Genomic DNA, 20337 nt, shown 5'->3' with positions numbered 1-20337 from the left:
GGTCCTAACGCGTATTCCGAATGGTGACGATCTGGGGGCCGCTCAGGTGGCAGCGCTTGCCGTGGCCGTCCTCGATCACGAGTTCCGGCCGCTGGCTTGCGCACACGCCGTCGCCGGCGAGGGCTGCGTATTCGCACCGGGCGATGAAGATGCAGCCTTTCGGGAGGTCAAGGAGCGACGGCGGCTGGCCCGGAATGGGGTTGAGCCTGCCCGAGGAACTGCTCAGCGTGGGCATCGATTTGAGCAGGCCGAGGGTGTACGGGTGCTGTGTGTCGTAGAAGATCTCGTCCACGGGGCCCGATTCGACGCACTGCCCGCCGTACATGACCAGCACGGAATCGCAGACTTCGGCCACCACACCAAGATCGTGGGTGATGAGGATGAGGGCCGAGTTCGTTTCTTCCTGGAGTTCGGACATGAGGTCGAGGATCTGTGCCTGCACGGTGACGTCCAAGGCAGTGGTGGGTTCGTCCGCGATGAGCAGTTCCGGTTCGCAGATCAAGGCCATGGCAATCATGGCGCGTTGGCGCATGCCGCCGGAGAAATGGTGCGGGTATTCGTCGTAGCGCTGCTCGGGGCTGGGAATGCCGACCCTTCCAAGCATGTCGACGGCGGCTGTGCGGGCTTGCTTCTTGCTCGCCTTGTTGTGGACGAGGTAGGCCTCGGCGATCTGATGACCCACGGTGTAGAAGGGATGCAGGGCCGAGAGCGGATCCTGGAAGATCATGCCGATGTTCCGGCCGCGAAGTTGTCGCATGCCGGATTCGGGCAGCGTCACAAGGTCCTTGCCCTGGAACAACGCCTGGCCGGTGACGCGGGCGGAGGTTCCCTTGAGCAGTCCCATGAGCGCCTGGCTGGTGACCGACTTGCCGGACCCGGATTCTCCGACGATGCCGAGGGTCTGCCCGCGCTCCAACGAGAAATCCATCCCGTTGACGGCAGAGACAAGACCGTCGTCGGTGGGGAATCTTACCGAAAGGTTGCGGACGTCCAGGAAGGCGCCGGTTCGCGTGGCCGGCTGACCGGCCGGACTGGGTTGGAGCTGGGTCATTGGAGCCTCACTCGGGGATCGATGGCAGCGTAGGCGAGGTCGACAACGACATTCGCGACGATGACGAAGAAAGCAGCCAGCATGGTGATGGCCATGGTGACGGGGAGGTCGCCGGAAATGGCGGCCCGGACGGCCGTGAAACCGAGCCCCGGGACGGAGAAGATCTGCTCGGTGAGGACCGCTCCGCCGAGGAGGAGTCCGATGTCCATGCCAAGCATGGTCACGACAGGAGTGATGCCGGCCCGCACGCCGTGCTTGAACGTCACTGTTCGGGGCGCCAGGCCCTTGGCGCGGGCCGTGCGGATGAAGTCCTCGCTGAAGGTCTCGATCATGTTGGTCCGGGTGACCCGGATGTACGCCGCGCTGAAAAGCACCGCGAGGGCAACCCAGGGCAGGAAGTAGTTGAGCACCCAGGCCCCCGGACCATGCGGACCGAAGGGGCTGTTGATCTCGTTCGTCGTGAAGGGTAAGAGGTGCAACTGGTTGACGAAAACCAGCAACAGGAACAAGCCGGTGACGGGGATTGGCAGCGAGACACCAATGGACGCTGCGCCGATGATGAACTTGTCCGTAGCAGATCCCTTGCGAAGGGCGGCGAGCAAACCGAGCCCGACGCCGGAAACGGTCCAGAGCACGAGCGCGCCGACCGCCATGGAGAGCGTGTAGGGCAAGGATCGGGCGATGATGTCCGAGACGTTTTCATTGGTTTGGAACGATTTGCCGAGGCACGGCCACTGGCAGATCGACTCGGCTCCGGGAGCACCGATCATCCGTGGCGAGACCAGACCGCGCATGTAGTCGATGTACTGGATCAGGAAAGGATGGTCCATGCCAAGGGCCACGCGGGCTTCCGCAATGCGTTCGGGAGTGCACTCCTGGCCGCAAGCGGCGGACGCAGGATCGGCGGGTCCGAGCTGGAATAGCGTAAAGGTGATGAGGCTGACGGCTATGAGAAGCAGGATCAGGGAGCCTGTCCGGCGAAAGATGAATCTGATCATGGTGCTGGTTGCGGGCCGCCCGGTAGTCGCCGGACGGCCCGCCTCCCTTCTGGGCTGAACCTGTTTGTGTGTATTAGGCCTGGTTAGTGCTCGACGCCGACGATCGAGAGGTCGATGCCGCCGAAGAAGTAGCCCACTTGGGCATTGCGGATGTTGGAGCCCACCACACTGTTGGTGTGGCTGCGGACGAGCGGGATGATCGGGTAGGTCTTCAGGGCCTTGCCGAACTCCTCAGACCACTTCTTGCCGAGTTCTTCCGAGGTCCCGGCCGTGTTCCGGAGCTCGAACATGGCCTTCGAAATCTGCGGATCGAAGTAGCGCGAAGTGTTGGAGAAGCCGTAGCTGGTGCCGTCGTTGTTGGGTCCGAGGATGGGATCGGCTGACGTACGCACTGACGCGGGGTCGGCGCCGCCGCACCATCCCGAGCGCGCAATGTCCGGCAGCTGGTCACTGGCCAGAACGGAGTAGTAGTTCGGAGCCGGGATCGGCACGAGCTGGACGTCGATGCCCAAGGCCTTGAGGTTCTGCTGGATCACGGTGCCTGTGTTCTTGTAGGCATCCCGGTTGTTGGCATACCCGTAGGTGAGGGTCTTGGGGTAGTTCTTGCCTTCGAGGAGCTTCTTGGCTTCCTCCAGATTGGGCTTGCCGGTGGGGTCGATCTCCAGGTCCTGGCCTACGTAGCCGCGCATCTTGGCGTTGAGCGGGGTCTGGGTGAGTTCACCGAAGCGGCGTCCGCCGTACTGGACGAGGATGGACTGACGGTCCAGGGCCAGGGCGATCGCCTTGCGGACATCGGGATCGGAGATCTTCTCTGTGTTGAGGCTGAGGACGTCGTTGCAACCGAGCAGTCCCGAAGCAACACGGTCTTTGACCTGGGCATCAGCCAGCTTGGCCGAATCCGAGGTCTGCAGTGCACCGTTGGAGTCCAAGGTGAGCGCATTGGGGTCGGAATTGGCCAGGAGCTGCTGGCTGATGGTGGCCTGCGAGGTGGAGAGCGAGAAACTGAAGGTGTCCGGAAGCGCCGATCGGTTGGGATCGGTGGACGGATCCCAGTTCCGGTTGCGCACCAGTTTGAGCGACTTTCCGCGGCTGTACGAATCAACCATGTACGGGCCCGACGACACCGGGTGGTTGGTGTAGTCCAGCTTGGTGTCCTTGTCCTTCGGGACAGGTGAGGTGTTGGAGCGGGAGGCCAAAGCCGGGAACTCGGCGAACGGCTTCTTCAAGTGGAAGACGATAGTGCGTTCGTCGGGCGTTTCAACGGCCTTGAGGTCAGCGGAAGGATCCTTGTACGGCCCCTTGTAGCCGCCGGCGTCGAGCGCTGCGTTGAGCTCTTGCGGGGCCTGGGTGTAAACGTCTTGGGCGAACGTGCGTTCGATGCCGTACTTGACATCGGCGGAGGTGATGGGGCGGCCGTCTTCGAACTTGACGCCCTTCTGGAGGGTGAACGTCCAGGTGAGTCCGTCTTTGGACACCTGGCCCGTGTCCGTGGCGAGGTCCGGAACGATGGTGGGCGGCTGGCCGGCCGTCTCCTTCGCCATGGTGAGGTTCCTGTAGTACAGCTGGCCGACGTTGGCCGTCTGGACGTAGTTGCTGTTGCCTGGGTCCAGGGTTTGGAAGTCCGATGACATCAGGACGTTGATGTTGCCGCCCTTGGTGGTGAAACCGGGCTTGACCACTTCGGGAGCCTGCTCGGTGCTTGAAGCGCCTGATGCGGCAGTTCCGGGCTGGTTCTGTCCTGCCGCGCAGCCTGTGGCAGCGGTGGCGATCAGCACGGCAAGGGCCAGCGCTCTGGTGGGGGTATTCATTGTGCTCCTCATTGGGGGGGTGGGTGGAACGGATACGAAGGGGGACTAGTGGCGTGACGCCTTGGGGTCCAGGGCATCGCGCACGGCGTCGCCGAGCAGGTTGAACGCCAGGACGGTGACGATGAGCATGGCGCCGGGGACTGCCAGGAACCAGGGGTCGCTGAGGTACCAGTTGCCGGATTGGGCGGCGTTGAGCATCTGGCCCCACGACGGCGTGGGGTCCTTGACGCCGACGCCGAGGAACGACAACGCGGCTTCTGCGGAGATGTTCGTGGGGATGAGCATGGTGGCGTATACCAGGACGACGCCCATGACGTTGGGAATGATCTGCCGGAACAGCACGCTCAAGTGCGAGGCACCGAAGGATCGCGCGGCCTCGACGAACTCGCGCTCGCGGAGGCTCAGCACCTGGCCACGGACGATGCGGGCGAGGTATGCCCAGCCGAAGAAGCCCAGGATGATCACGAGTGAAGCCATGGGGAGAAAGCTGCCTTGGCCCAGCGGGGTGTCCCTGAGCCGTGACTGCAGGATGGGTGTCAGCGAAAGGACCAGCAAGAGGTGCGGGAAGGCGAGGAAGAGATCCATGATCCGGCTGATGATGGCGTCCGTTTTGCCGCCGAAGTAGCCCGCGGCTGCACCGATCACAGTTCCCAGGACCACCGAGACCGCAGTGGACAGCAGGGCAATGGTGAGGGATACCTGGCCACCGTAGGCAAGGCGAGCAAACAGGTCGCGGCCCAAGCCGGGTTCCACGCCCAGCCAGTGGCTGGCCGAAGGGTACATGTATCCGGGCAACGGCAACCCGGGAGTCTGGAGGTCGTCCAGGACGTCGGGGCTCGTGTTGGACGTGAATGGATCGTTGCCGGACATGGCACTGAGCAGCGGGCCGAGGATGGCGAACAACATGATGGCCACCACGACGCAGAGGCTCAACAAGGCAATCTTGCTCCGGCGGATCCGCAGCCAGGCCGTGGCCAGGAGCGACCGCGCCTCGGCCGTGGGTCTATTCGGGTCCGGGCTGGGGGACGGACTCGCAGCCGTAGCTTCGACGGTGGACTGTGGCTGGGTCAACGGGGGTGCTCGATTCATGATCCAAGGAGTAAGCTCCGGACTTTTTGTATACCAAAAATAGAGTAGAGCACGTTCGATGGGATGTAAATCACAAATATTGCACGGTCTGGAATACCAAACAGCTTATTTTCCGCCCGTGTATGCTCGGGTGGAATGCAAGACGATGGGGAAGGGAAGGGTGGCCGAAGCCGATGCCCGAAACGCTGACTGGCCGCGATGACGAAGCCCGGGCCGAACAGGTCTACCAGCTGGTTCTTGAAGGAATCGTGGCGGGGAGATACGAGCAGGGCGTGCGGCTGCGCGAGCGGGAGCTCTCCGAGGTTTACAACGTTTCACGAATCCCCGTGCGGGAAGCCATTCAACGCCTTGAGCAGGATGGTTTCGTGGAAACCTTCCCGCGCCGGGGCGCCGTGGTGCGCCAATTGACGCTCACCGACGTCAACGAACTCTTCGACGTGCGGCTCTGCCTCGAAACGTTCGCGGCCCGCATGGCGGCCGTCCGCGTCGCGGCGGGCGAACCGGGGGGTCGCCTGCAGGAACTCCTCGACGACACGAGGCAAGCGATCGACGACGACCGGACCGACGACGTCGTACGCCTTAGCGCGGCGTTCCACGCCGAAATCGTCCGGCTGTCCGGCAACCGGCTGCTCATCGAATCGGTCAAACCGTTGTTTGGCCGCATGCGCTGGATCTTCGGGCTCGCCCACAACCGCAGCAACGAACTCCAGCGCGACGAGCACATGGAACTGTGCAACGCCATCCTCGGCGGCAAGGCCGATCTCGCCTACACCTTGGCGTATTCCCACATCGAGCTCGGGCGCGAACCCGTGCTTAAGGGACTTGCGGAGACGCTGGAGCCCTAAACCCCGGCGCTAGTCGTCCGAATCCGGGTATTCGTCCTCGTCGTAACGGGATTCCTCGGTTTCAGCTTCGAGGATCTTGAGCAGCGCCGTATCCGGATTGAGCATGATGGCGGCCTCGTCACGCCGGTGGCGCAGCACGGTGTCCAAGTAGGACTGCACGGCTTCCGCCAAGGGGATGTAGCTGTCCTGCTTCTGGCTCATGTACCAGCGGTGTTCGAGGACTTCGTGGACCACTTCCGCCGGCTCGAGCTTGCCCGCGAGGTCGCGCGGGATGGAGCGGACGATAGGCTCGAAGATCTGGCTGACCCAAGTGTGGGCACTGATTTCTTCGTCCATGTCCGGGTTGTTGTCCGCCCGGAATGAATCCATGTCATTGAGCAGCCGGCGGGCCTGGTTCTCCTGGGCATCCAGGCCAGTGAGGCGGAGCAGGCGCCGCTGGTGGTGGCCGGCGTCGACGACCTTGGGCTGAAGCTGGATGGTAGAGCCGTCTGCGGTCGTCTTGATCGCGTATTCCTCGACGTCGAAGCCGAGTTCGTTGAGGCGGCGGATGCGTGCGCCCACGCGCCAGCGTTCGCCGAGCTCGAACGATTCCTTTTCGGTAAGTTCGGCCCATAGCCGGCGGTACGAGTCCATGATGAGTTCCGACGTCGCTACCGGGTCCACCTTCTCTTCGATCAGGCCGCCTTCGAGCAGGTCCATGAGCTCCCCGGCGATGTTGACGCGGGCAATCTCCAGATCGTACTCGCGCTGGCCCACCGACAGATCGGGGTACAGCTCGCCGGTCTCGGCGTCCACCAGGTACGCCGCGAACGCGCCGGCGTCGCGGCGGAACAAGGTGTTGGACAAGGAAACGTCGCCCCAATAGAAACCGATCAGGTGCAGGCGCACCAGCAGCAGTGCTTGGGCGTCGATAAGCCTTGTCAGGGTGTCCCGGCGCAGCATCTGGGAGAAGAGCGCCCGGTACGGCATGGAGAACTTGAGGTGCCGGGTGACCAACACGGGGTTCAGCGGCTTGCCGTCAATGGTGGTGCGGCCAGTGATGACCGCAACCGGCGCGACGCAAGGCACATCCATCCGTGCCAGCTTGCGGAGCATGTGGTACTCGTGCCGGGCAACGTGTTCGGACGTTTCCTTGATGGCAATGACGGACCCGGCCAGGTGCGCGAAACGCACGATGTGCCGGGAAATGCCGCGGGGCAGGGCGGCCAGGTTCGCGGCAGGCCAGTCCTCGAGGGCGATGTGCCAGGGCAGGTCCAGGAGTTCGGGATCCGCTGCGGCTGCGGTGATGTTGAGGGACCCGATCACACTCGCCGGTGGCGCGATGTCATTGGCACTGGCAGCCTCGGTGCGCGGGAGTTTGCCGATCTGCGCGTAGTCGGTGGGTTCGTCATGCCACTTGGCACCGCTTTGCTCGGTCATGAGGTCAATTCTTCCGTATGGAGGCTGCTGTTAACGACGACGGCGGCCCGTCCACTCGGAAGGGCCGCCGTCGGTTCGATATTAGGGTGCCGGCGGGGATTAGTCGCCCAGGCGCAGGCCCGACTTGGTGTCGAACAAGTGCACGTGGCCCGACTGCGGACGAACGAAGATGGACTCGCCCTTCATCGGGGGACGGCGGCCGTCGACGCGGGCCACGATGTCGTGGCTCTTGCCATCGAGCGTGGTGTGGCCGTAGACGTAAGCGTCAGCGCCGAGCTCTTCGACGACGTCAACCTCAACTTCAAGGCCTTCGCCGGCACCAACGGTCTCGAGGTCTTCCGGACGGGAACCGAGCGTGACGGTCTTGCCGTGTGCCTCTTCGAGGACATCGTGCGGGACCGGGTAAACCGTGCCACCGAACTGGACGCCGCCGTCGACGACGGGCAGTTCCAGCAGGTTCATGGCGGGGGAGCCGATGAAGCCGGCAACGAAGACGTTCTTCGGGCGGTCGTACAGGTTGCGCGGGGTGTCTACCTGCTGCAGCAGGCCGTCCTTGAGAACAGCGACGCGGTCACCCATGGTCATGGCCTCGACCTGGTCGTGGGTCACGTAGACCGTGGTGACGCCGAGGCGGCGGGTCAGGGACGCGATCTGGGTGCGGGTCTGGACACGAAGCTTGGCGTCCAAGTTGGAAAGGGGCTCATCCATGAGGAAGACCTGCGGGTTACGGACGATTGCGCGGCCCATGGCAACGCGCTGACGCTGGCCACCGGAGAGTGCCTTCGGCTTGCGGTCCAGGTAAAGCTCGAGGTCAAGAAGCTTGGCTGCTTCGCGGACACGCTCGGCGCGCTCTTCCTTGGAGACGCCGGCGATCTTGAGTGCGAAGCCCATGTTGTCCGCAACCGTCATGTGCGGGTACAGAGCGTAGTTCTGGAAGACCATGGCGATGTCGCGGTCCTTCGGCGGGACGTCCGTGACGTCGCGGTCGCCGATCAGAATGCGGCCGGAGTTCACATCCTCAAGACCTGCGAGCATGCGCAGGGAGGTGGACTTACCGCAACCGGAGGGTCCAACGAGGACCAGGAATTCGCCATCGGCGATGTCGATGTTGAGCTTATCGACGGCGGGCTTATCTGTGCCCGGGTACAGACGCGTAGCGTTATCAAAAGTAACTGTAGCCACAGTTATCAATCCCTTCACCGGCAGGTACGTGCCGGACGATCCGTTGTGAATGGTTCATGTTTATTCAGTTGGACTCCCCGCCCTGGGCTAGGCCCGGGCAAGGGAGACTGAGTGACGCCGCACGGAAGTTGTGCGTCACATCACAACCAAGAGTATGGCAGTAACTTCCGGCATTCGCCCAAATGTTACGAATGTCACATGTGAGACGAGTCTCCGGAGACTTCGCGGCGACGTTCGCGAAGGACCGCCTCCAGGAGTTCGGCGACGTGCACAGGGGCCTCGACGCGGAACTCGGCCTGCGTGAAATCCAGCCCGACTTTGACGCCGACATCGCCCGTGCCAAGCCTGGCAAACGCGTCTTCGTCCGTCACGTCGTCGCCGGCAAAGAGGATCCCGGTGGCGGAGGTGGCTTGGCGCAGGAACTCGACAGCCTCGCCTTTGGAGGAATGCACCACGGAGGTCTCAAGGACCCGCTTGCCGTTCTTGAGGAAGACCCCCGGTCGGCCTTCAAGCACCGCCCGCGCGGCCGCGACAGCGTCCTCCGCCACGTCATCGGCGGCACGCCGGGTGTGGAGCACGACGCCGGCGGGCTTGTCCTCGAGGACGGTCCCCGGAGCTTCCTGCGAGATTCCGGCCAGGACCTCGCGGACTTCGGCGAGGAGCTCCCTTTGGGCGTCGTCGAGCCGAAGCTCCGCCGAGCCGGGGCCCATCCAGGCCTCCGCGCCATGGCTGCCTATCAGCAGCGTCGCCTCGGGAGGCGAGGCGACCGCCCGCAGGCTGGCCAGTGCCCGCCCGGAGATGAGCGCCGTCGTCGTCCTCGGAAGTTTGGCGAGTTCAGCGAAAGCGGCGGCTGAGCGCTGGAGCGGGCGCGCGGCGTCGGCGTGGTCCACGATCGGGGAGATGGTGCCGTCAAAGTCCATGGCCACCAAAAGGTGCTCGGTACCCGCGATCCTGCGGACGGCGTCGAGCAGCTCGGGCGGCAGGCTCAGAGGGGGAGTGGCTGCTGTCTCAGGAGTCATCGCGCACCACGATCTCTGCCAGGGCCGAGAGGAATTCGGCGGACCAATGATCGACGTCGTGGTCGAGGATTTGCTTGCGCATGGACTTCATCCGGCGGCGGGATTCGTTCGGGGGCAGGTGCACGGCCCTCATGATCGTGTTCTTGAGCCCGTCGATGTCGTGCGGATTCATGAGGAGTGCTTGCTTGAGTTGATCGGCCGCGCCAGTGAACTCACTGAGGACCAAGGCGCCCGTGTTGTTGGTCCGGGCTGTGACATATTCCTTGGCAACGAGGTTCATGCCGTCGCGCAACGCCGTGACCAGCATGACGTCGGCCGCGAGGTACAGGGCCACCATCTCCTCGATCGGGTAGCTGTGATGGAGGTAGCGAACGGCGGTGTTCTGCATCGTGTCGTAGCTGCCGTTGATGTGGCCCACCGTGCCTTCAATTTCCTCGCGCAGGAGCCTGTACTGCCGCACGCGCTCGCGGCTGGGGCTCGCCACCTGGATCAGTGTGGCGTCCTCCACGGTGAGCCGTCCTTCCTTAAGGAGTTCCTCAAAGGCCTTCAAGCGATGGGGGATGCCCTTGGTGTAGTCAAGGCGGTCCACGCCCAGGAGGATGGTTTTGGGGTTGCCGAGGTCCTGGCGGATCTGCCGGGCACGGTCGATGATGTCCGGGCGCTCCGCGAGTTCGCTGATCTGATCCACGGCGATGGAGATCGGGAACGCCTGTGCGCGGGCAATATGGGTGATCCGGCCATCCGGTCCCTTGACGTGGATCTGTTGCTGTTTGACGCTTGCGCCAATGAAGCGGCGTGCCGAGCGCATGAAGTTTGCCGCGTCACTGGGGCGTTGGAAACCCACCAGGTCAGCGCCGAGCAGGCCTTCGATGATGGCCTGGCGCCACGGCAATTGGGCGAAGATCTCCGGCGGCGGGAACGGGATGTGGTTGAAGAAACCGATGCGCAGGTCCCGGCGTGCCTGGCGGAGAATGCTCGGCACGAGCTGGAGCTGGTAGTCCTGAACCCACACAGTGGCTCCGTGGTCCGCGTATTGGATCACGGCGTCGGCGAACCGCCGGTTGACCCGGCGGTAGCTGTCCCACCAAGTTCGGTGGAACTCCGGCGGGGCAATGACGTCGTGGTAGAGCGGCCAGAGGGTGGCGTTGGAGAAGCCTTCGTAATAGAGCTCGACATCGTCCGTGCTGAGGTCCACGGGAATCAGGTCCATGCCACCGTGGCTGAATGGCTCCAACGCTTCGTCCGGGGCGCCGTGCCAGCCTACCCACGCGCCGTCGGTCTTGGTCATCATCGGCGCGAGGGCAGTCACCAGGCCGCCAGGGGAGCGGCGCCAGCCTTCCTCGCCGTTTTCCCCGTCATCGCTGGGGTAACGGTCCACCGGAAGGCGGTTGGAGACCACCATGAAATCGTGTTTCCGGGCCTTTGGAGCCTGATTGCCTTCGGGCTCGCTGTCGATTTTTTCGCTTGCCGTTTCTTGCATTGCTGCCCCCTGGGGTTGCTTGTGACTCACCTCCCACCCTACCGGCGGGAATCATCAAGGACACTTGCTCGTTCCTCAGACTGGAGCCGAAGACCCCAGCAAAGCTGCCAGTCTTCTCCCGTAAACTGGCCCCGTTGCCATTGCTACAACCAACGCCGTCGATCAATCACGAGGAACTGATGAGCCCCGCAAACGAACCACGCCTGTCCAAGGCAGAGCGCACCGCCCAGGCCCGCGAAAAGGCCCGCGAGATCCGCGAAGCTCAGCTGAAGAAAGACAAGCGCAACAAGTTGCTCATCGGATGGGGCATTGTGGTTGCCGTCGTGGCGATCCTCGCGGTCATTGCCCTCGTGTTCACCCAGAACATTGTGAACAACGCCCCGATTGCCGATCAGGGCCCGACGCCGGCGAACGCCAACGTGCACGGCGGCGTGACGCTGCTGAAGGGCACCGATGTGACGAAGGTGGCCGCTGGCACCGTTAGCCTCGCGTCCCTGCCGTCAGCCCCGGCCACCGCGCCCGCCACCGTGACCGCTCCAGGCGCCGAGCCTGAAGCCGGCAAGCCGGTGAAGGTCGTGGCCTACATCGACTTCATCTGCCCCATCTGCAAGAACTTCGAGACGACGTACAGCCAGCAGCTGACCCAGTTGCGCAACGACGGCAAGATCACCCTGGAATACCGTCCGTTCGGCTTCCTGGACGCCAGTTCCAGCACCAACTACTCGTCCCGCGCCGCCAACGCCGCAGCGTGCGTGGCGAACACGTCACCGGACAAGTACTCGGCGCTCGTGGACCTGCTGTACGCACAGCAGCCCGCCGAGGGCAGCCCGGGCATTTCGGACAACGACCTCAAGAAGTTGGCCACGCAAGCGGGATCGGCCAACATCGACTCTTGCATCGACAACAAGACCTACCGGCCGTTCATCATGGTGGTCACGCAGGAGGCCAAGAATATCGGGATCTCCGGCACGCCCACGGTCTTCGTCGACGGCCAGCAGTGGGACAACAAGTCGGACTTCATGACCGTCCTGAATGCAGCTATCGCGGCGAAGAAGTAGTTCTCTTGGCCTAGGCCTCCCGTCGGCTGGGCGCGGCTGCTGTGGTGGGACAGTGGTGCGGCCCAGTGCCGGCGGGTTCCGGCGCTGCCTACCGGTGGTGGCCGGTGCCGGCGCTGGCTCTCGCGGAATTTCCGTGGGCGGGAGGTCTTGGGCTACCCTTATCTAGCGCTCGCGCGCACCAGCTCCGGACTAGCCGGAGCATTTAGCTCCGGCTAGTCCGGGCATTAGTCCCGGTCCGCCGGGCGCGCCTCCTTAGCTCAGTTGGCCAGAGCACCGCTCTTGTAAAGCGGGGGTCGTCGGTTCGAATCCGACAGGGGGCTCGTAGTTTGGCTCTGACCTGCAGGTATGTTGATTCTGGTCAGAGCCATTTGAACTTTTTCGCTCCGGACTCACCTTTAACTCACCTAAATCAGATTTGGAGACCGGTCTTGCCAGGCGCTCCTGGTCCCCCGTTGGCGGCGTCGAAGGCGCCGAGCACGGCCCGTGTGTCGATCGCTTCTTTGTATTCCTCGACGTAGTGCTTTCGGGTCATTGACACCTTGGAGTGCCCTGCCTGGTAGGCGGCCGTTTCGGCGCCCATGGTCCGTGCGATGAGAGTCGCGTTGGCCTTGCGGAACGTTTTGAACGTCACCCACGTGTATCCGATTTCGTCTGCTGCTTTGCGCCAGGTCTTGCCGACATTGTTCGGATCGCACGCCGTTCCTGTGGATGAGGGAAAGACCAAGTCCAAGGGATTCCCAGTGGCGTTGCTGCGTTGCCTGAGCTGTCGCCTTCGAAGCGACTCGGCGAGATTTGGCGGTATGGTCACGTAGCGGAATCCGTGCTCGGATTTTGGGTGGTCTTGAATGGTGACACCCCCGGTGGAAGTACGGATGACTGTGGCGTGGACATGGACGGTCGGCGGGTCTGCGTGGAGGTCGACATCAGGCCAGGAGAGTGCGAACAGTTCGCCTGGGCGTAGGCCTGTGGTGATGAGGACGTCGGCGATTTGGTGGAGTTCCTGGGACCTCGTGCGGCCAAGCACTGATCCCTGTTCCCAAGCAATGAGCTTGGTCCTTAGATCCAGAAACTGTTTCGGATCCAGAGCTTGAGGCTTTGCCGCCCGACTTCTCGGGATGGAGATTCCTAGGGCCGGATTGATGCTCACAGCGTCGTGGCGCAGCGCAATTTTGAACATCGTCGACAGCACGGCCCCGCAAGTGCGGGCCGTAGCCGGGCCGGCCGCGTCGACAACATTTCGAATGAAGTGATCCACGACGCCTGGCGTGGTCTCTCCAATGCGGACAGAGCCGATTCCAGGCAGAATGTACTTCTTGACGCTGAACGCGTACTTGTCTTTGGTCCGAGATGCTTTGTCCGAGCGTTGCAGCTCTGCCAGGTAGACCTCTGAGAGGTCGCGGATCTGGTCTGTTGCGCTGATGAGGGCGTTGCCTTGGGTCTGCCTTTTTTGCAGTTTGATTTGGAGATTTCGCCGTGCCGCTGCGGCGGATGGTCCGCGGGCTTCGATTTTTCGTGTTTGCCCGTCGAGGTCCCGGTATCTGGCCCGTGCACGCCAGCTTCTTGCTGTTGCCCGGTCAGTACGGATGAGACCCCATGTCCCGAGGGGTAGTGGGTACCTGCTCATTATCCCGTGCAGGTTTTGGGCCGGTTACGGCTCTGCGTGCAGCGACAGCCAGGCAACGAAGTCGCTTTGGCTGATTCGCAGGTGCCTGCCGATGCGGTATGCGTGTGGCCCGATGTGCTTGGCTCGCCACTGGTAGAAGGTCTGTTCGGGGATCTGTAGCTGTGCGCAGATCTCCTTCGGGGTTAGCCACTGTTGGTCAACCTCGACGGGCTGGTTGCGATTTGGCGTCGTCGTCATTGGAGTCTCCATCATCTTCGCGGGCTGGTCGTGGGTAGAGGGGCTGGCTGTGTTCCTATTCCATGGGCGCGGGAGGACGAGGCAGCATGACTTTGCGGTGGAAACTCGCCGTCGCGACTTGACCCTGTACTGTCCGGGGGAGGCGTCGTCACGGAATCGGTCCTGCTGACCGGTCTGTGCTCTCGGAACTGCGAGATGGTTCAGACGACTCCGGACAAGGAAGAGTTCGAAGTCTTCTGCACCAACCACAAGGGACTCCGGTGAGGGTGGCGGTGGCGGACACTGAGTTCGCTTCGGACAGTTGTCGGAACATACTGAATGAATGCAAACAACCCGCGGCTTGGACAGGCTCGTTTTCTTCACGGATGCCGTGACGGCCATCGCCATCACTCTGCTCGTGCTGCCGCTGGTCGACTCCGTCACCCAGGCGGCCCGAGACGGGTTGAGTGCTGAGCAATTCATCGGGAACAATTTCGCGGCGATCTCTGGCTTCGCCTTGAGTTTCGTGGTGATCGCCCGGCTCTGGCTCGCCCACCATTCGACGTTCGAGCATGTCAGGTCCTACAGCAGTCCGCTCCTGTTGCTCAACTTGTTTTGGGCGTTCACGGTGGTGGTGTTGCCGCTGCCGACGGAAATGGTGTCCCAGTTCAGGACTTCGCCCCCTCTCGGTCGGCGTCTACATCGGGACGATGGCCGCGAGCAGCCTCACGCTCACGGCCATGACGCTGTTGATCCGGAAGCATCCGCAGCTTGAGATGGAAAACAATCCCATGCCTGGCCGCGAAGTCTTCTCCAACGCCGTTTCGACAATCGGGTTCTTCATCGCCCTTATCGTGGGAGTGCTCGTGCCCGCCATCAACTTCTACGCGCTGTTGATTATTTTGCTGACCGTCCCACTGCAGCGGGTCTACGATCGACGATCAGCTGCCGCGCGGCTGGCGCCAGCCGCGCAATCATCCTGAAGCGGATCGGACCGGCCGAGAGTAGCAACGATGCTGGAAGGTTCCGGGGTTTTTCGGTGGCACCGTGGGTCGCTGTGCGGGACGGATGCTCCTCCGACAGATGAGGTGTCGAAATGGCGTGAGCGGTAACTTTTCGACTCGATGGCGGGGCCGAGTTCATGGAGCAAATGCTCGGCGCAGTCAGAGCTGCCAGCCGACATGGATAAGGCTTGCTTCTCGATAGATCGAGTCTTCTAACCAACCTTCAGGCTGTTGGTGCGCGGCGGGGCGATGCTCGGTCTTAACAATGAGCTCTTGGATGCTTTCGTATTGCGATTTCCGTTCCCACTCGTAGTCCGCCGGAACAGGCCCGAGCGGAATGGGTGAGTCGTCGAGGCCCCATCTGTCCCGGTAGGTAGCGACTCTGCCAATCACAGGGAGTGTGTCATCCAGACTCACGCTTGGCGGGAGAATCCGCAGGAGGTTCCGCTTCCATTCGGTGTCGTGCAGGAGCGCTTCGAAGGTGACTTTGTCTGCCCTGTCTTGTATTCGCTTCCGTACCTGGCTGATCATGCTTGCGAGATCACGACGCTCGGTGTGAATCGGCTCAGTCAGGGGATCGGACCCGCCGGCGGGCATTCCGTTGAGCAAGCTGCGGAGCCGGGTATGGATGACCGCGGTGAGGTCTTTTGCCGTTGTGCTTGTCTCCAACGCCTTGGCGACGATCCGCTGAGCACCTGGACGGCTGATGCCCGTGGACCGGCGCCAGGCTGCCACCGTCGGTCCCCACGATGGAGATTTTTGCCGTTCTTCAACCTTCGCTGGGCTGTGCGCCTTGAGGAACTTGGTCAGGTCTTCGGCGGATGCGATTTGTGCGAGGTAGTCGTATTCGGCGCTGAGCCGTTCCAAGTTGTCGGCGCTGAGCCGTTCGGCGTCGCGGATCTCGTGAGCGGTCCGTTCGGCACCTTCGGCAGCGAGCACTTCTCCCAGGATCTCCCGCCATGACGCATGCAATGAGGGATCAAGCGGCTCGGCATCGGTAGGGTCAACGTCGCAGACATAGGCGTGGTTTCCCATGCGTCCGCGGGTCATGCTGACGTAGAGAAGCTCGCGGGTGAGTCGGCCTTGGGTGACGACGGTGTGGCCTGCGTCCACCGTGATGCCCTGGGAGCGGTGGGCCGTCGTCGCATATCCAAGCTCAACTGCAGACTCAACATAGTCCCGGTGCAGGGTGACGATGGCGCCGGTGTCCCGGCGCACGGCGGTGAGGGATCCGTCCCGCCTGCCAGTGCGTACGACGTCGAGCATAATGCCGTTACGGATGAAGTCACCATTGCTGTCCGCAACCGTGCGGTCGTTGCGGCGCGCGATGACCGTGTCGCCGCGGCCGGCACGCATCCCGTCGCCCAGAAGCGCTGTCTGTCCGGCGTCGACAAGGCCTTGGTTCACGCGGTCGGCTTGGGCGCGTTCGTTGAGCATCCCGACGGTGTCGTTGTCCGCGGCGATAAGGATGGACGACTTTCCGGTATGCATGTCGGATTGCCAGTTCAGATAGGCCTGGTCGATCATGTCCAGATACGTGCCGTGCCTGATCCGCTCGTGCCGGTCATAGTCGGCGATAGCCGCAAAGTCCCCGGCGCGCAGTTTCAGCGAGACTTCCCGCTCCCAAGACTGCTCAAACCGCCAGATAGTGCTCAACCGGCTCGTCTTGCCTGCCCGGTCCAGCCAGCCGAGAACGCCACCGGCATCGATCGCATCCAGCTGCCCCGGATCACCCACCAACAACACCTTGGCCCCGGCATCCCGGGCCTGATGCACCAGGGCCGACAGCTGAAGAGTGGACACCGTGGAGGCCTCGTCGACGACGACCAGCTGGTTCGGGTGGAACCGCCACCGATCCTGCTCCGCGGCCAGCCGGGCAGCTTCCTGTGCCAATCGGATCTTTGTCCGTGCGAAGGTACCCAGGAGGGTCTCGATGGCGAAGTAACGCTCAGCCCGACGGCTGGCTCCCTGACCGACAGACTCGTAGAGCCATTTCGCGACATTCTCCGTGACCATGGACAGCTCCCGTCCCAGAACCTCGGCGCTCGCCGCCGCGGGAGCCAGCCCGACGACGCTGCCGGGTCCGTATTCTGCTTCCCAGACAGCCTTGATTGCGCCGAGGGTGGTGGTCTTGCCGGTGCCGGCGGGGCCGACGACGGCGTCGAGCCGGTTTCCGCTTAGCAGGATCTCGGCAGCGGCGGCCCGCTGGTCGTCGTGCAGCCCGAATTTGCCGTGGTGCTGGTAGCCGGCGAGTTCATCCATGGCGACCATTGGCCGGACGGCGGGGCCGCCGTCGTCGTTCCTTGCTTCCATGACGGTCTCCTCGCACGCGAGGGTGGTGGCGTCGGTGTAGAGGCGGGACCCGTGGAAGTCGAAGGCGCTCCGCCTGCCGAGACGCAGATAGGGCTGCGCGTCCGCGGGGACGCTGTACCGGTAGTCGTTCAGGGGGGCCGATTGGGCTTCGGCGGCGGTGGCGACGGCGTCGATCAGGGCGTCGCGGTCCTCCGATGTGTGGCAGCGGATCGCGGCGCAGACACGTTCAGCTTCCGCCAGGAGGTTCCACCGGTTCCAGGTGGCGCGCTTGGTGGCGACCCGCTCCCGCGTCAGTGAGGCGACGGCGTCGACCCAGTCGTGGGTGAATTCGGAAGATCGGAACGGGTTTGTCCGTGACCGCCGGATGGTGTTTGCCAGAACGAGCCGGGGCTCGAAGCCTTTGGCTGCCGCGCGTGCCCGCCACTGTGCGGAGAGTTGGTGCAGGGGCGCGATGGTCTCGGCTTTGGGGGTGCGGGTGGAGAGGGTTGCCTGCTGGCGGAGTTTGATGGTGGTTGTAGTCGTTGGGGGAGTGCCGTGGGCCGCGGTCCATGCGGCTACGAGCCGGTCGGTTTCGACCTCGATGAGGCGTGACCGGTGGGAGAATTCGCGGATCAGGCTGTCGTCGACGCCTGTTAGTTGCGCACTCGGGTTATGCGTGGTGGCTGCGGGCTCGCGGATGTCGGTGTCGGTCCCGAGGTGGCGGTGGAGGGCATCGAAGAGCAGTCCGTTGTAGTGTTCGCTGGCAGCGACGGCGGCCTTGTGGAGGGTCCGGGAGTCGAGGGTGACCCAGGCGCCGTCGGTGGTCCGTTGGACGCGGTTGGCGATGACCAGGTGCGTGTGCAGCTGCGGGTCCCCGGCGCGCGACTCCCAGTGGTCAAAGGCGGCGGCGATGGCGCCGCGGGTGCCGATGCGGGCGACGCCATTGCGTCCGGCCCGGGTGTGGAGGACGAGCTCCTCGAGCCATTCCAGGGTGGCGTTGACGGCGTCGTGGTGGGTCTGCAGGATCTGGTCCTGCAGGGCCCGGGGGCTGAGCGCCCAGAGCACGGACACGGATTTTGGGACGCTGAATGTCAGATCGAAACCCGCGACGGCCCGCCGCGTTGCGGTTTGTCCTTGGGTGTTTTGGGCGATGCTGGGTTGGCTGTGGGGTCGGCCCAGGGGAGCGCCGGTGTCCGGGTGGATCGCGTAATCGAAGATGGCTTTCGCGTCGGTTTCCGTGACTGCGTCGCCGCTGGTGCAGTTGATGTGTTGCAAGCCGGAGCCGAGCCAGCGTCCTTGGGGTGTCCCTGCTTTCATGTAGTAGGTGGTCGCGTCCGGGGGAGTGGGCGACATATCGTCCATCATCGTGGTCTTGAAGAGGTACTTCAGGCCCGACTGGGCCGAAAGCCGCGCGATGGACATGGTCATGGCCGTCTCCGTGTCCGCCGTCGGCCGTCTCGCTGCCCGTTGCCGCAGCTCGTAGAGCAGAACCGCTGCGAGGTGCGAGACTGTTCGAAGTCTTGACCACATTCACCGCAAGTCTTCCCATTCACGTCGGTTCATCAACGACGAGCCCGCCTGCTACATGACACACCGTGAGCCGATGCTCCCGGCTCTAGCCTTGGGTGCCAGAGGTGTGCTGATGCGGAAGTATCTTCCGCTGGCCGAGGAGTGAGAATTGTGGTGCCGATTGGCGACGTCTATTCACGTTGGTGCGGGTGAGACCTTAGAGGTGCATGACGCGGGGTCCGTGGGTGTGCCGGATTGTTGCGGTAGAGCACGTGGGAGTGTGTCCTGATCAGAGGGTCCTCCGGGCGGCGCTGATATCGATTCTCGCTTCAGGGTGGGTGACTGGGATGGACGTGATGTTCGAACGCTTTGCCGCGTGGACATCGGCAAGAAGTCGGTGACCGTGTCCGTTCGCACGCCCGGTCCGGCCGGCGGTCGTCATGGCAAGACGCGGACGTTCCGGACGGTGACGCCCTACGTGTCAGGGTTGGGTGAGGCCAGCGGCTCAGAGCAAGTCCGCCGTGTGATGTAGGGCGAGAACCAGGAATTGATTCACGATGTCCAGCCAATCTTTGATCGCCGTGCGCGACGATAGTTTGATGAAGAACAGCAGTCCCGGACCCCGTTCCGGGGGTCCGACGCCGAGGCGATCGATCACCCCGGCCCAGAAACTTGACCACTTAGCCGCCTATGAAGACGCTATTTTGCGGAACGAGGGTGGCGCGTATTTGCGGGAGCAGGGGATCTATTCCTCGCAGATTACCGAGTGGCGCAAACTCCGTGATGCCGGCGTCCTTGAGGGAAAGAAGCCTGGTGAACGGATTGGCCGGTTGAGTCCGGAGCAGGCCGAGATCGCGCGGCTGCGGCGCGAGATCGAGGACTCGAAGCGGCGTCTGGCCACGACGGAGGTGGCGTTGGAGATCATGTCAAAAACGCACGAGCTCTTGGCAGAACTGTCGAAGAGCTCGCGGGACGAACCACCGCACACGAAGCACTGATGTCCGCCTACCGCAGCCTCACGGCCTCCGGGGTTCGGACCCGGACCGCAGCCCGGCTGGCCGGGGTGGCACGGGCTACCGCAACCCGGAAGCCGCGCCTGCTGCCGATCCCTTCAGTCGCTCCGGCGCCGGCGAACAAGCTCGATGCTGCCGAGCGGGCCCGGATCCTGGCGGTGGTGAACTCGGCCCGGTTCGTTGATCTGCCGCCGATCCAGATCTACGCGGCCCTGCTCGACGAAGGCACGTATCTGGCGTCGATCTCCACCATCTACCGGGTGCTGGCGCAGAACAAGCAGGTCAAGGAACGCCGCCGCCTGGCCCGGCATCCGGCCCGGTCGATCCCGGAACTGGTCGCCACCGGTCCCGGGCAGGTCTACTCGTGGGACATCACGAAGCTTCCCGGGCCCATCAAGGGGAAGTATTTTGACTGCTACGTGATGATCGATATTTACTCCCGCTACATCGTCGGCGCCCATGTCCACGCATCGGAGTCCGGGGAGCTGGCGGTGGAGATGATGAAGGAGATCTTCGGAATCCACGGGACCCCGGAGGTCGTTCATGCCGACCGCGGCACGTCGATGACGAGCAAAACCGTCGCGGCGTTGCTCTCTGATCTGGAGGTCACCAAGTCGCATTCGCGCCCGCGGGTGTGCCTCTTAACCGGCTAATCGGTTGTTTCGGACCGGTTCTGGTGCGACACGCCGCGGGGATGTCGCCCGGTTCGGCCGGGACGGAGCGGATACTT

15 protein-coding genes, 1 tRNA gene and 1 pseudogene are annotated in these 20337 nt (G+C 63.4%); 6 read left to right on the top strand and 11 right to left on the bottom strand.

What is annotated here, in order from left to right; all coding sequences use genetic code 11:
• Positions 1 to 4: 4 nt before the first annotated feature.
• The 4 genes from ABH924_RS22285 to ABH924_RS22270 form a co-directional block, all read right to left on the bottom strand.
• Positions 5 to 1051 (bottom strand): ABC transporter ATP-binding protein, encoded by a 1047-nt coding sequence (locus ABH924_RS22285; RefSeq protein ID WP_404502352.1) that lies wholly within the window; start codon positions 1049 to 1051, stop codon positions 5 to 7.
• A complete protein-coding gene (locus ABH924_RS22280; protein WP_404502350.1) occupies positions 1048 to 2049 on the bottom strand; it encodes an ABC transporter permease in 1002 nt (333 codons plus the stop codon). The genes ABH924_RS22285 and ABH924_RS22280 overlap by 4 nt, the downstream gene beginning before the upstream one ends.
• Before the next feature lie 83 nt (positions 2050 to 2132).
• The gene (locus tag ABH924_RS22275; protein ID WP_404502349.1) at positions 2133 to 3857 is read right to left on the bottom strand and encodes an ABC transporter substrate-binding protein; all 1725 of its coding nucleotides are present in this window, start codon (positions 3855 to 3857) and stop codon (positions 2133 to 2135) included.
• Between the two features lie 45 nt (positions 3858 to 3902).
• Entirely contained in the window at positions 3903 to 4946 is a 1044-nt protein-coding gene (locus tag ABH924_RS22270; RefSeq protein WP_404502347.1) for an ABC transporter permease, read from the bottom strand.
• A 173-nt stretch (positions 4947 to 5119) separates the two neighbouring features.
• Here ABH924_RS22270 and ABH924_RS22265 point away from each other — a divergent pair, with 173 nt between their 5' ends.
• Positions 5120 to 5791, top strand: coding sequence for a GntR family transcriptional regulator (locus ABH924_RS22265; RefSeq protein WP_404502345.1), 672 nt, complete (start codon positions 5120 to 5122; stop codon positions 5789 to 5791).
• 9 nt (positions 5792 to 5800) lie between these two features.
• On the opposite strand, the gene ABH924_RS22260 is transcribed toward ABH924_RS22265, so the two are convergent.
• The 4 genes from ABH924_RS22260 to ABH924_RS22245 form a co-directional block, all read right to left on the bottom strand.
• Positions 5801 to 7210, bottom strand: coding sequence for a DUF4032 domain-containing protein (locus ABH924_RS22260; protein WP_234751364.1), 1410 nt, complete (start codon positions 7208 to 7210; stop codon positions 5801 to 5803).
• Positions 7211 to 7309: 99 nt separating this feature from the next.
• Positions 7310 to 8392: an ABC transporter ATP-binding protein gene (locus ABH924_RS22255; protein WP_234751365.1), complete on the bottom strand. Its 1083-nt coding sequence runs from the start codon at positions 8390 to 8392 to the stop codon at positions 7310 to 7312.
• A gap of 194 nt (positions 8393 to 8586) precedes the next feature.
• Positions 8587 to 9411, bottom strand: coding sequence for a trehalose-phosphatase (gene otsB / locus ABH924_RS22250; protein ID WP_404502343.1), 825 nt, complete (start codon positions 9409 to 9411; stop codon positions 8587 to 8589).
• Positions 9401 to 10891 carry a trehalose-6-phosphate synthase gene (locus ABH924_RS22245; RefSeq protein ID WP_404502341.1) on the bottom strand — a complete coding sequence of 497 codons (1491 nt, stop codon included), beginning with the start codon at positions 10889 to 10891 and terminating at the stop codon, positions 9401 to 9403. Before ABH924_RS22245 ends, otsB begins: the two co-directional genes overlap by 11 nt.
• Positions 10892 to 11070: 179 nt before the next feature.
• Between ABH924_RS22245 and ABH924_RS22240 the strand changes: the two genes are divergently transcribed.
• Positions 11071 to 11949: a DsbA family protein gene (locus ABH924_RS22240; RefSeq protein ID WP_404502339.1), complete on the top strand. Its 879-nt coding sequence runs from the start codon at positions 11071 to 11073 to the stop codon at positions 11947 to 11949.
• A gap of 246 nt (positions 11950 to 12195) precedes the next feature.
• Positions 12196 to 12269: transfer RNA gene (locus ABH924_RS22235), tRNA-Thr, on the top strand.
• Between the two features lie 89 nt (positions 12270 to 12358).
• On the opposite strand, the gene ABH924_RS22230 is transcribed toward ABH924_RS22235, so the two are convergent.
• Together ABH924_RS22230 and ABH924_RS22225 are read right to left on the bottom strand one after the other, a co-directional pair.
• The gene (locus ABH924_RS22230) at positions 12359 to 13573 is read right to left on the bottom strand and encodes a tyrosine-type recombinase/integrase (protein ID WP_404502338.1); all 1215 of its coding nucleotides are present in this window, start codon (positions 13571 to 13573) and stop codon (positions 12359 to 12361) included.
• Positions 13574 to 13597: 24 nt separating this feature from the next.
• Positions 13598 to 13810 carry a helix-turn-helix domain-containing protein gene (locus tag ABH924_RS22225; RefSeq protein ID WP_404502336.1) on the bottom strand — a complete coding sequence of 71 codons (213 nt, stop codon included), beginning with the start codon at positions 13808 to 13810 and terminating at the stop codon, positions 13598 to 13600.
• A gap of 322 nt (positions 13811 to 14132) precedes the next feature.
• Here ABH924_RS22225 and ABH924_RS22220 point away from each other — a divergent pair, with 322 nt between their 5' ends.
• A complete protein-coding gene (locus ABH924_RS22220) occupies positions 14133 to 14564 on the top strand; it encodes a TMEM175 family protein (RefSeq protein WP_404502334.1) in 432 nt (143 codons plus the stop codon).
• The gene (locus ABH924_RS22215) at positions 14530 to 14772 is read left to right on the top strand and encodes a hypothetical protein (protein WP_404502332.1); all 243 of its coding nucleotides are present in this window, start codon (positions 14530 to 14532) and stop codon (positions 14770 to 14772) included. The genes ABH924_RS22220 and ABH924_RS22215 overlap by 35 nt, the downstream gene beginning before the upstream one ends.
• A 180-nt stretch (positions 14773 to 14952) precedes the next feature.
• On the opposite strand, the gene mobF is transcribed toward ABH924_RS22215, so the two are convergent.
• A complete protein-coding gene (mobF, locus tag ABH924_RS22210) occupies positions 14953 to 18615 on the bottom strand; it encodes a MobF family relaxase (RefSeq protein ID WP_404502330.1) in 3663 nt (1220 codons plus the stop codon).
• A 578-nt stretch (positions 18616 to 19193) separates the two neighbouring features.
• Between mobF and ABH924_RS22205 the strand changes: the two are divergent.
• A pseudogene (locus ABH924_RS22205) lies at positions 19194 to 20242 on the top strand (DDE-type integrase/transposase/recombinase); the annotation flags it as partial.
• Positions 20243 to 20337 lie beyond the last annotated feature (95 nt).

It is taken from the genome of Arthrobacter sp. GAS37, assembly GCF_044908325.1.
Lineage (GTDB): Bacteria > Actinomycetota > Actinomycetes > Actinomycetales > Micrococcaceae > Arthrobacter > Arthrobacter ramosus.
This window is presented reverse-complemented; position numbering and strand designations above follow the sequence as displayed.

Bases quoted from the DNA above. Each gene is read 5' to 3' on its own strand.
- ABH924_RS22285 (WP_404502352.1), bottom strand. From the start codon at position 1,051: ATGACCCAGCTCCAACCCAGTCCGGCCGGTCAGCCGGCCACGCGAACC.
- ABH924_RS22280 (WP_404502350.1), bottom strand. From the start codon at position 2,049: ATGATCAGATTCATCTTTCGCCGGACAGGCTCCCTGATCCTGCTTCTC.
- ABH924_RS22275 (WP_404502349.1), bottom strand. From the start codon at position 3,857: ATGAATACCCCCACCAGAGCGCTGGCCCTTGCCGTGCTGATCGCCACC.
- ABH924_RS22270 (WP_404502347.1), bottom strand. From the start codon at position 4,946: ATGAATCGAGCACCCCCGTTGACCCAGCCACAGTCCACCGTCGAAGCT.
- ABH924_RS22265 (WP_404502345.1), top strand. From the start codon at position 5,120: ATGCCCGAAACGCTGACTGGCCGCGATGACGAAGCCCGGGCCGAACAG.
- ABH924_RS22260 (WP_234751364.1), bottom strand. From the start codon at position 7,210: ATGACCGAGCAAAGCGGTGCCAAGTGGCATGACGAACCCACCGACTAC.
- otsB (WP_404502343.1), bottom strand. From the start codon at position 9,411: ATGACTCCTGAGACAGCAGCCACTCCCCCTCTGAGCCTGCCGCCCGAG.
- ABH924_RS22245 (WP_404502341.1), bottom strand. From the start codon at position 10,891: ATGCAAGAAACGGCAAGCGAAAAAATCGACAGCGAGCCCGAAGGCAAT.
- ABH924_RS22240 (WP_404502339.1), top strand. From the start codon at position 11,071: ATGAGCCCCGCAAACGAACCACGCCTGTCCAAGGCAGAGCGCACCGCC.
- ABH924_RS22230 (WP_404502338.1), bottom strand. From the start codon at position 13,573: ATGAGCAGGTACCCACTACCCCTCGGGACATGGGGTCTCATCCGTACT.
- ABH924_RS22225 (WP_404502336.1), bottom strand. From the start codon at position 13,810: ATGACGACGACGCCAAATCGCAACCAGCCCGTCGAGGTTGACCAACAG.
- ABH924_RS22220 (WP_404502334.1), top strand. From the start codon at position 14,133: ATGCAAACAACCCGCGGCTTGGACAGGCTCGTTTTCTTCACGGATGCC.
- ABH924_RS22215 (WP_404502332.1), top strand. From the start codon at position 14,530: ATGACGCTGTTGATCCGGAAGCATCCGCAGCTTGAGATGGAAAACAAT.
- mobF (WP_404502330.1), bottom strand. From the start codon at position 18,615: ATGTGGTCAAGACTTCGAACAGTCTCGCACCTCGCAGCGGTTCTGCTC.